Below are 14,088 nucleotides of genomic sequence, written 5' to 3' on the forward strand. Positions count from 1 at the left end.
CCGATGGCGAAAGAAAAATTTGAGCGCACGAAGCCGCACGTTAACATTGGCACGATTGGCCACGTTGACCACGGCAAGACGACGCTGACAGCTGCAATCACCATGACGCTGGCTGAGACCGGCGGTGCGACAGCGAAAGCTTACGACGAGATCGACGGCGCGCCTGAAGAAAAGGCACGCGGTATCACGATCTCGACGGCCCATGTCGAGTACGAGACGGAAAACCGTCACTATGCTCACGTCGATTGCCCGGGTCACGCCGATTATGTGAAGAACATGATCACCGGCGCGGCGCAGATGGACGGCGGCATTCTTGTGGTGTCCGCAGCCGATGGCCCGATGCCGCAGACCCGCGAGCACATCCTGCTTGCCCGTCAGGTCGGCGTTCCGGCACTGGTCGTCTTCATGAACAAGGTTGACCAGGTCGACGACGAAGAGCTTCTCGAGCTCGTCGAAATGGAAATCCGCGAGCTTCTGTCTTCCTACGAGTTCCCGGGCGACGACATTCCGATCGTCAAGGGCTCCGCGCTGGCAGCCGTGGAAAATCGTGATCCGGCCATCGGCCGTGACGCGATCCGCGAGCTGATGGCTCAGGTCGACGCCTACATCCCGACCCCGGAGCGTCCGAAGGACCTTCCGTTCCTGATGCCGATCGAAGACGTGTTCTCGATCTCCGGCCGTGGCACGGTTGTCACCGGTCGTGTGGAGCGCGGCATCGTCAAGGTTGGCGAGGAAGTCGAGATCGTCGGCATCAAGGACACCACCAAGACGACGGTTACCGGCGTTGAGATGTTCCGCAAGCTGCTGGACAGCGGCGAAGCAGGCGACAACATCGGTGCGCTGATCCGTGGTGTTGCCCGTGAGGACGTCGAGCGCGGCCAGGTTCTTTGCAAGCCGGGTTCGGTTACGCCGCACACGAAGTTCAAGGCAGAGGCCTACATCCTGACGAAGGAAGAGGGCGGTCGTCATACACCGTTCTTTACCAACTACCGTCCGCAGTTCTACTTCCGCACGACGGATGTGACGGGTGTTGTTTCCCTGCCGGAAGGCACGGAAATGGTCATGCCGGGCGACAACGTGTCCGTTGACGTCGAACTGATCGTGCCGATCGCCATGGAAGAAGGCCTGCGCTTCGCTATCCGCGAAGGTGGTCGTACCGTCGGCGCCGGCGTCGTCGCATCCATCATCGAATAAGATGAAACGGACTGCCGGGCTTGCGCCCGGCAGTTTGCCCTCTTAAATGTTGCGGTACGCGGCATCAGGGGGTATCAGGAGCGGGTCGCCGCAGGCGGTCCTTTTGAAGGGGTATAGCTCAGCTGGTAGAGCGACGGTCTCCAAAACCGTAGGTCGCGGGTTCGAACCCTGCTGCCCCTGCCAATTTGCTCTTGATTAATCGCCCTCGAGGGCTTAAGAGTTTCCTCGAGTGAGGCGCGCGAAGGTTTTTCGCGCGCCCACTCGTATTTAACAGACCGGAACCGGAATGGCGAAGACCAATCCCTTCAAATTCATCCAGGAAGTGCGCTCTGAAACGTCCAAGGTGACTTGGCCGACGCGCCGCGAGACCGCCGTGACCACCATCATGGTGTTCATCATGGTGTTGATCGCCTCGATCTTCTTTCTCGTGGCGGATCAGTTGATGAGCCTCGGGATAGGCTATCTGCTGGGTGTGGGCGGCTAGTTGCAGCACGCCGCCGGCTTTGAAGACAAAGAACAAGAAACGGAACTGAGATCTATGGCCAAGCGCTGGTACATTGTGCACGCCTATTCCAATTTTGAGAAGAAGGTCGCCGAGTCCATTCGCGAAAAGGCCGAGCAGAAAGGTCTGTCCGATCTGTTCGAGGAAATTCTCGTTCCGATGGAAAAGGTCGTCGAGGTGCGCCGAGGCCGCAAGGTCGATGCGGAGCGCAAGTTCTTCCCGGGCTATGTCCTGGTGAAGATGGAGATGACCAACGAGGCGTTTCACCTGATCAAGGACACGCCGAAAGTCACCGGGTTCCTGGGGTCGGACCAGAAGCCGATGCCGATCCCGGAAAAGGAAGCCCTGCGCATCCTGAACCAGGTTCAGGAAGGCGTGGACCGGCCGAAGCCGTCCGTTACCTTCGAGGTGGGCGAGCAGGTGCGCGTGTCCGACGGGCCGTTCGCCTCCTTCTCCGGCCTTGTCGAGGAAGTGGACGACGAGCGTGCGCGTCTCAAGGTGGCCGTGTCCATCTTCGGTCGGGCGACGCCGGTGGAACTGGAATTCGGTCAGGTCGACAAGCTCTGACTGTTTGACCGTCTGTCGATCGTCCCGTCCTCACCTGCTATCGGATGAAGACGGAGAATCGGTCGAATCGGGGTGGCGCGGCGTTCTGCCGAATGCGCGATGCCCCGAAGGCGGTTTGAGTGCCCGACGGATTGCCCGCGAGGGTGGCGCCGGGATTGAAACGGGTGGAAGGTCCTGATGCTCTTCGCCGGGCATCGGCACGGACCGGACCACCAGCTCCCATGCAGACGGATTGCCGTCCGGATGCAAATGACTGGAGACAGATATGGCGAAGAAAATTGATGGTTTCCTGAAGCTTCAGGTGCCGGCAGGATCCGCGACGCCGTCGCCGCCCATCGGGCCAGCGCTCGGTCAGCGTGGTCTGAACATCATGGAATTCTGCAAGGCGTTCAACGCGCAGACCCAGGATGTGGAAAAGGGTGCTCCGTGCCCGACCGTGATTACCTATTACTCCGACAAGTCCTTCACGTTCGAAGTGAAGACGGCTCCGGTTAGCTTCTTCCTGAAGAAGGCCGCCAAGCTGCAGAAGGGGTCGGCGACTCCGGGCCGCGGTGTTGTCGGGTCCGTGACCCGGGCTCAGGTAAAGGAAATCGCCGAAGCCAAGATGAAGGACCTGAACGCCAACGACATCGATGCAGCAATGCTGATGGTCGAAGGTTCCGCCCGGTCCATGGGCCTGGAGGTATCGGAGTAAGATCATGGCTAAAGTTGGAAAACGCATCAAGGCAGCGCGTGAAGGCCTGGACCGCAACAAGGAATATTCCCTGGATGAGGCCATCGGTCTCGTAAAGGGACGTTCCAAGACGAAATTCGACGAGACCGTCGAAGTCGCGATCAATCTCGGTGTCGACCCGCGCCATGCGGACCAGATGGTCCGTGGCGTATGTGTGCTTCCGAACGGCACCGGCAAGAACGTTCGCGTTGCCGTGTTCGCTCGTGGCGACAAGGCCGACGAAGCCAAGGCTGCCGGCGCGGATGTGGTCGGTGCGGAAGAGCTGGTCCAGGAAGTCCAGGGCGGCAAGATCGATTTCGATCGCTGCATTGCGACTCCGGACATGATGCCGCTGGTCGGCCGTCTCGGCAAGGTGCTTGGCCCGCGCGGCCTGATGCCGAACCCGAAAGTCGGTACGGTCACACCGGACGTGACCGCCGCGGTGAAGGATGCCAAGGGCGGCGCTGTCCAGTTCCGCGTCGAGAAGGCCGGTATCGTGCATGCGGGCGTCGGCAAGGTGTCTTTCTCCGAGGAAGCCATCTCGCAGAACGTCAGGGCCCTGATCGACGCCGTCCAGAAGGCCAAGCCTTCCGGCTCGAAAGGTTCCTACCTGAAGCGCATCGCCGTTTCCTCGACGATGGGCCCGGGTCTGAAAGTGGATCTGGCCAGCATCGCTGGCGAATAATCCGGGGTTTCCGGATTGAAACCAAGATTTCGGCCGAAAGGCCGGAACGACCCGGCGGCTCGCCGCCGGGTTACCCTGTCCGAGACTGCAGGTGCCGGGAAACCGGCTTAAGCCGCAAAGGCCTGCATAGATGGGTGAGAACCGAATTCTCCGCGCAAGCGGAAACCGAGGTTCGAACCAGACCTTGCCGCACGCCTCATGGGTGTGAAGGTGAGGGGACAGGACCCTGAGCGTCGTCCAGCGGGACGGTACCGGGTTCGGGACCATCCGCCTGGCGGCAAAGGTAAACCGGCGGCGGCAACGCCGCCAAATGGAGAAGGCAAGTGGAAAGAGCGGAAAAGCACGAGTTCGTGACGTCTCTCAACGCCGAACTGGGTAACACCGGTGTTGTTGTCGTTGCGCACTATGCAGGTCTTTCGGTTGCCCAGATGACCGCGTTGCGGGCATCTGTGCGCGAAGCCGGCGGCACTGTGAAAGTCGCAAAGAACCGCCTTATCAAACTCGCCCTTCAAGGCACTGACCTTGAGCACATCTCCGACCTGTTTCAGGGCCCGACCGTACTCGTCTACTCCGACGATCCGGTAGCAGCTCCGAAAGCAGCCGTCGATTTCGCCAAGGCAAACGACAAGTTTGCAATCCTTGGCGGTGCTCTTGGCACGACCAACCTGAACCCGGACGGGGTCAAGTCTCTGGCAACCATGCCGTCGCTCGATGAGCTGCGCGCGAAACTGGTTGGCATGATTCAGACCCCGGCATCCCGGATTGCCCAGGTTGTCAACGCACCGGCCGGGCAGCTCGCCCGCGTCTTCGGCGCGTATGCCAAGAAGGACGAGGCCGCGTAAGGCGTCCAGATACATTGTCTTATGAAACCGTTACTGGTTCGAACTTAAGGTACTTAGAAAATGGCTGATCTTGAAAAGCTCGTTGAAGAACTGTCCGCACTGACCGTGATGGAAGCTGCTGAACTTTCGAAGCTTCTGGAAGACAAGTGGGGCGTTTCCGCCGCTGCTCCGGTTGCAGTTGCTGCTGTTGCCGGTGGTGCCGGTGAAGCTGCCGCTGCTGAAGAGAAAACCGAATTTGACGTTGTTCTGACCGCCGCCGGCGACAAGAAAATCAACGTCATCAAGGAAGTCCGTGCAATCACCGGTCTTGGCCTGAAAGAAGCCAAGGAGCTCGTTGAGTCCGCTCCGAAGCCGGTCAAGGAAGCTGTCAGCAAGGACGAAGCTGAAGAGCTGAAGAAAAAGCTGGAAGAAGCAGGCGCTTCTGTCGAGCTGAAATAACAAAGGCTTATTGCCTTTCAGGCGGTCCCGGGTTTCCCGGGACCGTTACTTGCCCCGGCGGGTTCCACCCGTTTCCGGGGCAAAAGTCCCACTAGGGCATCCTGTGTTCGCGAGGACGCAGACCAAGGTGCCCTGGACCCCTTAGACCGATCAACCGGTCCGCCTTAGAGTGATGGCACTTCAAGGCAGGTTGATCTAGGGGGACGGTTTTCCGAAGCGCCCGGGCGGTGGCCCGATTGGACAAGGGGCGTTTCGGGAAGCCGTTACCCGGCCGATACGAGGAGCGACAATGACCCAAACGTTCAACGGTCGCAAAAAGGTCCGTAAATATTACGGATCGATCCGCGATGTCGCGGCTATGCCCAATCTCATCGAGGTTCAGAAAGCATCCTACGACCAGTTTCTGCAGGTCGACGAGATGCCCGGTGGCGGCCGCAAGATTGAAGGCCTTGAAGCGGTCTTCCAGTCCGTATTTCCCATTTCCGATTTTGCGGGCACCTCCCTTCTGGAGTTCGTGTCCTACGAATTTGAAGCTCCCAAATACGATGTCGACGAGTGCCGCCAGCGCGACATGACCTTCGCTGCGCCGCTGAAAGTCACCCTGCGCCTCATCGTGTTCGACGTCGACGAAGATACCGGCGCCAAGTCCGTCAAAGACATCAAGGAGCAGGATGTCTACATGGGCGACATGCCGCTCATGACCGACAACGGCACGTTCATCGTCAACGGCACCGAGCGCGTGATCGTCTCCCAGATGCACCGCTCCCCGGGCGTGTTCTTCGATCACGACAAGGGCAAGACCCATTCGTCCGGCAAGCTGCTGTTCGCCGCCCGCGTGATTCCCTATCGCGGTTCCTGGCTCGACATCGAGTTCGATGCCAAGGACATCGTGCATGCCCGCATCGACCGCCGCCGCAAGATCCCGGTCACCTCGCTGCTGATGGCTCTGGGCCTGGACGGCGAAGAGATCCTGAACACCTTCTACAAGCGCGTCGACTATACCCGTCAGAAGGACGGGGCCTGGCGCATGCCGTTCGACGGCGCCCGTCTGAAGGGCACCAAGGCCTCCTATGACCTGATCGACGCCGACAGCGGCGAAGTCGTTGTCGAAGGCGGCCGCAAGATCACCGCGCGGACCATCAAGCAGCTCGATGAGAAGGGCGTCACCGCCCTGAAGGTCACCGATGAGGATCTGCACGGGCAGTATCTCGCCGAGGACATCGTCGATGCGACCAGCGGCGAGATCTACGCCGAAGCCGGTACGGAAATCACCGAAAAGCTGCTGGAAGAGCTTGTCGAACGCGGCTATCACGAGCTGTCGATGCTCGACATCGACCACGTCAACACCGGTGCCTATATCCGCAACACGCTCGCGGTCGACAAGAACGAGTCCCGCGAAGACGCGCTGTTCGATATCTACCGCGTGATGCGTCCGGGCGAGCCGCCCACCATCGATACCGCCGAAGCGATGTTCCAGTCGCTGTTCTTCGACGGGGAACGCTATGATCTGTCCGCGGTCGGCCGCGTGAAGATGAACATGCGTCTCGATCTCCAGTGCGAGGACACGGTCCGCACGCTGCGCAAGGAAGACATCCTGGAAGTTATCCGGGTTCTTCTCGACCTGCGCGACGGACGGGGCGACATCGATGACATCGACAACCTCGGCAACCGCCGTGTGCGGTCTGTCGGTGAGTTGATGGAAAACCAGTATCGCGTCGGCCTTCTGCGCATGGAACGTGCGATCAAGGAGCGGATGAGCTCCGTCGAGATCGACACGGTCATGCCGCAGGATCTGATCAACGCCAAGCCGGCGGCTGCCGCCGTGCGCGAGTTCTTCGGATCCTCGCAGCTGTCGCAGTTCATGGATCAGACCAACCCGCTGTCGGAAGTCACCCACAAGCGCCGCCTGTCGGCACTTGGGCCGGGCGGTCTGACGCGCGAACGCGCGGGCTTCGAAGTCCGCGACGTTCACCCGACGCACTACGGCCGTATCTGCCCGATCGAAACGCCGGAAGGCCCGAACATCGGTCTGATCAACTCCCTGGCGACCTTTGCGCGTGTCAACAAGTACGGCTTCATCGAAAGCCCGTACCGCAAGGTGAAGGACGGCACCGTTACCAACGAGGTCGTCTATCTCTCCGCCATGGAAGAGGCCAAGCACTACGTTGCGCAGTCCAACGCCGTCTACAACGACGAGGGGCACTTCACCGAAGAGCTGATCACCTGCCGTCACGCCGGTGAAAACATGATGGTCCCCTCTGAAAAGGTGGACCTGATGGACGTGTCGCCGAAACAGCTTGTCTCGGTTGCCGCCGCGCTCATTCCGTTCCTGGAAAACGACGATGCGAACCGCGCCCTGATGGGCTCGAACATGCAGCGTCAGGCCGTGCCTCTGGTGCGCGCCGAAGCGCCGTTCGTGGGAACCGGCATGGAGCCGATCGTGGCACGCGATTCCGGGGCCGCCATCGGCGCCCGCCGTGCCGGCGTGGTCGACCAGGTGGACGCCACCCGTATCGTCATCCGGGCGACGGAAGATCTCGATCCGGGCAAGTCCGGCGTCGACATCTACCGCCTGCAGAAGTTCCAGCGTTCGAACCAGAACACCTGTATCAACCAGCGTCCGCTGGTGCGTGTGGGTGACCGGATCAACAAGGGCGATATCATCGCGGATGGTCCGTCGACCGACCTCGGCGATCTGGCGCTCGGCAAGAACGTGCTCGTCGCGTTCATGCCCTGGAACGGCTACAACTTCGAGGATTCCATCCTCCTGTCCGAACGCATCGTCTCCGACGACGTGTTCACCTCCATCCACCTGGAAGAATTCGAGGTGATGGCGCGCGACACCAAGCTTGGGCCTGAGGAAATCACCCGCGATATTCCGAATGTTTCGGAAGAAGCGCTGAAGAACCTCGACGAAGCCGGCATCGTCTATATCGGCGCCGAACTTCATCCGGGCGATATCCTCGTGGGCAAGATCACGCCGAAGGGTGAAAGCCCGATGACGCCGGAAGAAAAGCTTCTGCGTGCCATCTTCGGTGAGAAGGCCTCCGATGTCCGCGATACGTCCCTGCGTCTGCCGCCGGGAGTTTCCGGCACGGTCGTCGAAGTGCGCGTCTTCAATCGCCACGGCGTTGAAAAGGACGAGCGCGCGATGGCGATCGAGCGCGAGGAAATCGAGCGTCTCGCGAAGGACCGCGACGATGAACAGGCGATCCTCGACCGCAACGTCTACGGCCGTCTGGCCGAGATGCTGATGGGCAAGTCGGCCATTGCCGGTCCCAAGGGCTTCAAGAAGGACACGGAACTGACCGGGGACGTTCTCAACGACTTCCCGCGCTCGCAGTGGTGGCAGTTTGCCTGCGACGACGAGAAGTTCATGTCCGAAATCGAAGCCCTGCGCGGCCAGTATGACGACAGCCGCAAGCGCCTCGAGCAGCGGTTCATCGACAAGGTCGAGAAACTGCAGCGCGGAGACGAACTGCCGCCGGGTGTCATGAAGATGGTCAAGGTTTTCGTTGCCGTGAAGCGCAAGCTTCAGCCGGGCGACAAGATGGCCGGCCGTCACGGCAACAAGGGTGTGGTGTCCAAGATCAATCCTTGCGAGGACATGCCGTTCCTGGCGGACGGCACCCATGTCGACATCGTGCTCAACCCGCTCGGCGTTCCCTCGCGCATGAACGTCGGCCAGATCCTGGAAACCCATCTGGGCTGGGCCTGCCGCGGCATGGGCAAGCGGATCGGTGAACTCTACGAAGAGTACCGCAAGTCCGGCGAGATCAACGAGCTGCGTGGCAAGATCGTCGAGATCTACGGCGACAACCTCAAGGGCGATCCCGTCCAGGAATATGATGACGAGAGCATCGTGCGCCTGGCGGACCAGCTGAAGAAGGGCGTTTCTATCGCGACGCCGGTCTTCGACGGAGCCCGCGAACCTGACGTTGTCGATGCGCTCAACATCGCCGGCTACGATACGAGCGGCCAGTCCGTGCTCTACGACGGGCGGACCGGTGAGGAATTCGACCGCAAGGTGACCGTGGGCTACATCTACATGCTCAAGCTCCACCACCTGGTCGATGACAAGATCCATGCCCGTTCGATCGGTCCGTACTCGCTCGTTACCCAGCAGCCGCTGGGAGGCAAGGCGCAGTTCGGTGGTCAGCGCTTCGGGGAAATGGAAGTCTGGGCGCTTGAAGCTTACGGTGCGGCCTACACGCTGCAGGAAATGCTCACTGTCAAGTCGGACGATGTTGCCGGCCGTACGAAGGTCTATGAGGCCATCGTTCGCGGCGACGACACGTTCGAGGCGGGCATACCGGAAAGCTTCAACGTGCTCGTGAAGGAAATGCGGTCGCTGGGTCTCAACGTTGAACTGCAACGTAATGACAAACCCATGATTGCCGGGGAAGAAACTGCTGACGCAGCGGAATAACCCCGGCAACGGACCCCGAATGACTTGGTATGCCGGAGACGGGGAGGGGCAACAACGCCCGCTTCCCGCCCGTGCATCGAAGGAGATGGACCATGAATCATGAGGTCATGAACCTGTTCAATCAGCAGGCTCCCGCACAGACCTTCGACAATATCCGGATTTCGCTCGCGAGCCCGGAGAAGATTTTGTCATGGTCTTTCGGCGAAATCAAAAAGCCGGAGACCATCAACTACCGTACGTTCAAGCCGGAACGCGACGGTCTGTTCTGCGCACGCATCTTCGGTCCGATCAAGGACTACGAATGCCTGTGCGGCAAATACAAGCGCATGAAATACAAGGGCGTCATCTGCGAGAAGTGTGGCGTCGAAGTCACCCTGTCGCGGGTTCGCCGCGAGCGCATGGGCCATATCGAGCTGGCCGCTCCGGTCGCTCACATCTGGTTCCTGAAGTCTCTGCCGAGCCGCATCGGCCTGCTGCTCGACATGACGCTGAAGGATCTGGAGCGCGTGCTCTATTTCGAGAACTACGTGGTTCTCGAGCCGGGTCTGACGCCGCTCAAGCAGCATCAGCTTCTGTCGGAAGAAGACTTCGCCGTTGCTCAGGAAGAGTATGGCGAGGATGCCTTCACCGCGATGATCGGTGCCGAAGCGATCCGCGAGATCCTGATGAGCATGGATCTGGAGCGTGAAAGCGAGAAGCTTCGCCAGGAGATCGCCGAGGCGACCACCGAGCTGAAGCCGAAGAAACTGGCCAAGCGTCTGAAGGTCATCGAAGCCTTCATGGAATCGGGCAACCGTCCGGAATGGATGATCATGACCGTGGTTCCGGTCATCCCGCCGGATCTTCGTCCGCTGGTTCCGCTTGACGGCGGCCGGTTCGCGACCTCGGATCTGAACGATCTGTACCGCCGCGTGATCAACCGTAACAACCGTCTGCGCCGGCTGATGGAACTGCGTGCTCCGGACATCATCATCCGGAACGAGAAGCGCATGCTGCAGGAGTCCGTGGACGCCCTGTTCGACAACGGCCGCCGCGGCCGCGTTATCACCGGTGCCAACAAGCGTCCGCTGAAGTCGCTGTCCGACATGCTCAAGGGCAAGCAGGGCCGCTTCCGTCAGAACCTGCTCGGCAAACGTGTCGACTATTCCGGCCGTTCGGTGATCACCGTGGGTCCGGAACTGAAGCTGCATCAGTGCGGACTGCCGAAGAAGATGGCGCTCGAGCTGTTCAAGCCGTTCATCTATTCGCGCCTCGACGCCAAGGGCTTCTCCTCTACGGTCAAGCAGGCCAAGAAGCTGGTGGAAAAGGAACGTCCGGAAGTCTGGGATATCCTCGACGAGGTGATCCGCGAGCATCCGGTTCTTCTTAACCGTGCTCCGACCCTGCACCGTCTCGGCATCCAGGCGTTCGAACCGACGCTCATCGAGGGCAAGGCGATCCAGCTGCATCCGCTCGTGTGTTCGGCGTTCAACGCCGACTTCGACGGTGACCAGATGGCCGTTCACGTGCCGCTTTCGCTGGAAGCCCAGCTGGAAGCGCGTACGCTGATGATGTCCACCAACAACATTCTGCACCCGGCGAACGGTGGTCCCATCATCGTTCCCTCGCAGGATATTGTTCTGGGTCTCTACTATCTGTCCATCATGGCAGAGGGCGAGCCTGGCGAGAACATGGCCTTCGGCGACATCGGCGAGATCCACCATGCGCTGGCCAACAAGGTCATCACGCTGCACACCAAGATCAGAGGCCGCTACAAGAACATCGATGCGGACGGCAATCCGACGTCCGAGATCATCGAGACCACCCCTGGCCGCATGCTGATCGCGGAACTTCTGCCCAAGCATCATGAAGTGCCCTTCGACGTCTGCAACAAGCTGATGACCAAGAAGGACATCTCCAAGATGATCGACACGGTTTACCGTGCCTGCGGTCAGAAGGAGACGGTCATCTTCTGTGACCGGATCATGCAGCTCGGGTTCCGCAATGCCTGCAGAGCCGGCATTTCCTTCGGCATGGACGACATGGTCATCCCGGACACCAAGACCAAGCTGGTCGCCGAGACGACCGCGCTCGCCACCGAATACGAGCAGCAGTACAACGACGGTCTGATCACTCAGGGCGAGAAGTACAACAAGGTTGTCGATGCCTGGGCGAAATGCACGGACAAGATCGCCGACGAGATGATGGCCCGCATCAAGGCGGTCCAGATCGACGAGGAGACCGGACGCCAGAAGCCGATGAACTCGGTCTACATGATGTCCCACTCCGGTGCGCGTGGTTCGCCCCAGCAGATGAAGCAGCTGGCCGGCATGCGTGGCCTGATGGCCAAGCCGGACGGGTCGATCATCGAGAACCCGATCATCTCGAACTTCAAGGAAGGCCTGTCGGTTCTGGAGTACTTCAACTCCACCCACGGTGCCCGTAAGGGACTGGCCGACACGGCGCTGAAGACCGCGAACTCCGGTTACCTGACCCGTCGTCTGGTGGATGTCGCACAGGATTCGATCATCCTGGAGCCGGATTGCGGTTCCGAACGCGGTATCACCGTGGCACCGATCGTCGATGCCGGTAACGTCATTGCCACACTGGGCATGCGCGTTCTCGGCCGCACGACCGCCGAAGACGTCTTCAACAATCTGACCGGCGAATTGCTTGTTCCCAAGGGCAAGCTGATCGACGAGAAGGATGTGGATGCCGTCGAGGCCGCCAAGGTTCAGCAGATCAAGATCCGCTCGGTTCTGACCTGTGAAACCGAAACGGGTGTGTGCGCGACCTGCTACGGCCGTGACCTTGCCCGCGGGACACCGGTCAACCTCGGTGAGGCCGTCGGCGTTATCGCCGCGCAGTCCATCGGCGAACCGGGTACCCAGCTGACGATGCGGACGTTCCACATCGGCGGTACGGCGCAGGTGGTCGACAGCTCCTTCATCGAGTCCAATGTCGACGGCACGATCAAGATGCGCAACCGTTCGGTTCAGCGTGATTCCGAAGGCAACCTGATTGCCATGGTCCGCAACATGTCCATCGTTGTCATCGACAGCGACGGCAATGAGCGCGCCGTGCACCGTGTTGCCTATGGTTCCAGGCTGCATGTGGACGAGGGCGATGCGGTCAAGCGCGGTCAGCGGATTGCCGAATGGGATCCCTATACCCGGCCGATGCTTGCGGAAGTCGACGGTATCGTGGACTTCGAGGATCTGGTCGACGGTGCATCCGTGCAGGAAACGGCCGACGAGGCGACCGGCATCACCAAGCGTGTCGTCATCGACTGGCGTTCTTCCCAGCGCGGTGCCGATCTGAAGCCGGCCATCGTCGTCAAGAACGAGAAGGGCGAGATCTCGAAAACTCAGCGTGGCTCCGATGCCCGTCTGATGCTTTCGGTAGATGCGATCCTGTCCGTCCAGCCCGGCGCCACCGTCAAGGCTGGTGACGTTCTGGCCCGTATCCCGCTGGAAAGCGCCAAGACCAAGGACATCACCGGTGGTCTGCCGCGTGTGGCCGAGCTGTTCGAGGCCCGTCGTCCGAAGGATCACGCGATCATTGCCGAAATCGACGGCACGATCCGCTTCGGCCGCGACTACAAGAACAAGCGTCGCGTCATCATCGATCCTTCCGAGGAAGGTGCGGAGCCCGTCGAATACCTCATCCCGAAAGGCAAGCACTTCCATCTGCAGGAAGGCGATGCCATTGAAAAGGGCGAGTATATTCTCGACGGCAATCCGGCACCGCACGACATCCTGGCCGTCAAGGGCGTGGAGGCGCTGGCCGCCTATCTCGTCAACGAGATCCAGGAAGTCTACCGTCTGCAGGGTGTGACCATCAACGACAAGCACATCGAGGTGATTGTCCGTCAGATGCTGCAGAAAATCGAGATTACCGATCCGGGCGATACGGAGTTCTTCTCCGGCGAACAGGTCGACAAGCTCGATTTCGAGGATGCCAACCGCCGGGCGATCGACAATGCCCGCGATCCGGCCAAGGGCTCTCCGGTCCTGCTCGGGATCACCAAGGCGTCTCTGCAGACACGGTCCTTCTTCTCCGCCGCCTCCTTCCAGGAGACGACCCGCGTTCTTACCGATGCGGCTGTCAACGGAAAGGTCGACCCGCTTGTCGGCCTGAAGGAGAATGTCATCGTGGGTCGCCTGATCCCGGCCGGTACGGGCGGGGTCATGAAGCGGATCCGCAAGATTGCCGCGCATCGCGACGACCTGATCCAGGAAGCGCAGCGCCAGCAATCCTCGGAAAGCGCCGCGGAAGGCCTTCTGGAAGACATGACCGGGCCTGCCGAGTAAAGGGCGGCATGACGACCGACATGATAACAAAGGCCGCCTCCGGGCGGCCTTTCTTGTCTCAAGCGAGAAAAAGAGGTCCGTGACATGAACGACAATGACGTTGAAATGGAACCGGTGGTCTACATCGTGATCGGCAGGGTCTGGGAGAAGGAGAACGCCTTGCCGGACGACGCCATCACGATCCATGCGCTGCTGAGTGCGGCGGATGAGGACGATGCCGTCCGCAAGACGCTGGAATCGCTGTCCGCCCAGGGCTTCGCCGAGGCCGAACTCGACCAGATCGGCGTCATGGACGGAGAACCGGACGATGCGGTCTATGAAGGGGCCTATCAGGATGCGCTCGCCGGCAATGTGGCAGTGGTCACCTTTACCGCCTGACGCCTGAATGGCGCGGCGGACCCGCGGGGAGGGAGTGAGCCTGCGCGCA

The 14,088-nt window shown here is 60.5% G+C and carries 10 protein-coding genes and 1 tRNA gene; all 11 read left to right on the plus strand.

The annotated features are described in order from the left end of the window. Window positions 1–3 precede the first annotated feature (3 nt). The 11 genes from tuf to DCO57_RS14380 all read left to right on the plus strand — a co-directional run bounded on the left by tuf (window position 4) and on the right by DCO57_RS14380 (window position 14,039). Window positions 4–1,194 carry an elongation factor Tu gene (tuf, locus tag DCO57_RS14330; RefSeq protein WP_116699613.1) on the plus strand — a complete coding sequence of 397 codons (1,191 nt, stop codon included), beginning with the start codon at window positions 4–6 and terminating at the stop codon, window positions 1,192–1,194. 107 nt (window positions 1,195–1,301) lie between these two features. Next, window positions 1,302–1,377: transfer RNA gene (locus tag DCO57_RS14335), tRNA-Trp, on the plus strand. Window positions 1,378–1,480: 103 nt separating this feature from the next. Further along, a complete protein-coding gene (secE, locus tag DCO57_RS14340; protein ID WP_116699603.1) occupies window positions 1,481–1,678 on the plus strand; it encodes a preprotein translocase subunit SecE in 198 nt (65 codons plus the stop codon). A 54-nt stretch (window positions 1,679–1,732) separates the two neighbouring features. Beyond that, the gene (nusG, locus tag DCO57_RS14345; protein ID WP_116699604.1) at window positions 1,733–2,263 is read left to right on the plus strand and encodes a transcription termination/antitermination protein NusG; all 531 of its coding nucleotides are present in this window, start codon (window positions 1,733–1,735) and stop codon (window positions 2,261–2,263) included. 265 nt (window positions 2,264–2,528) lie between these two features. Next, on the plus strand, window positions 2,529–2,957 hold the full coding sequence (rplK, locus tag DCO57_RS14350; RefSeq protein WP_116699605.1) for a 50S ribosomal protein L11: 429 nt from the start codon (window positions 2,529–2,531) through the stop codon (window positions 2,955–2,957). Between the two features lie 4 nt (window positions 2,958–2,961). Further along, window positions 2,962–3,660 (plus strand): 50S ribosomal protein L1, encoded by a 699-nt coding sequence (gene rplA / locus DCO57_RS14355; RefSeq protein WP_116699606.1) that lies wholly within the window; start codon window positions 2,962–2,964, stop codon window positions 3,658–3,660. Window positions 3,661–3,983: 323 nt separating this feature from the next. Next, window positions 3,984–4,502: a 50S ribosomal protein L10 gene (gene rplJ / locus DCO57_RS14360; RefSeq protein ID WP_116699607.1), complete on the plus strand. Its 519-nt coding sequence runs from the start codon at window positions 3,984–3,986 to the stop codon at window positions 4,500–4,502. 60 nt (window positions 4,503–4,562) lie between these two features. After that, a complete protein-coding gene (gene rplL / locus DCO57_RS14365) occupies window positions 4,563–4,940 on the plus strand; it encodes a 50S ribosomal protein L7/L12 (RefSeq protein ID WP_116699608.1) in 378 nt (125 codons plus the stop codon). A gap of 289 nt (window positions 4,941–5,229) precedes the next feature. Then, a complete protein-coding gene (gene rpoB / locus DCO57_RS14370; RefSeq protein ID WP_116699609.1) occupies window positions 5,230–9,369 on the plus strand; it encodes a DNA-directed RNA polymerase subunit beta in 4,140 nt (1,379 codons plus the stop codon). 92 nt (window positions 9,370–9,461) lie between these two features. Next, a complete protein-coding gene (gene rpoC / locus DCO57_RS14375) occupies window positions 9,462–13,661 on the plus strand; it encodes a DNA-directed RNA polymerase subunit beta' (protein WP_116699610.1) in 4,200 nt (1,399 codons plus the stop codon). Window positions 13,662–13,745: 84 nt separating this feature from the next. After that, the gene (locus tag DCO57_RS14380) at window positions 13,746–14,039 is read left to right on the plus strand and encodes a regulator (protein ID WP_116699611.1); all 294 of its coding nucleotides are present in this window, start codon (window positions 13,746–13,748) and stop codon (window positions 14,037–14,039) included. Window positions 14,040–14,088: the final 49 nt, after the last annotated feature.

The sequence above is a fragment of the Labrenzia sp. 011 genome (assembly GCF_003075075.1).
In the GTDB taxonomy this organism is placed as follows: Bacteria; Pseudomonadota; Alphaproteobacteria; order Rhizobiales; family Stappiaceae; genus Roseibium.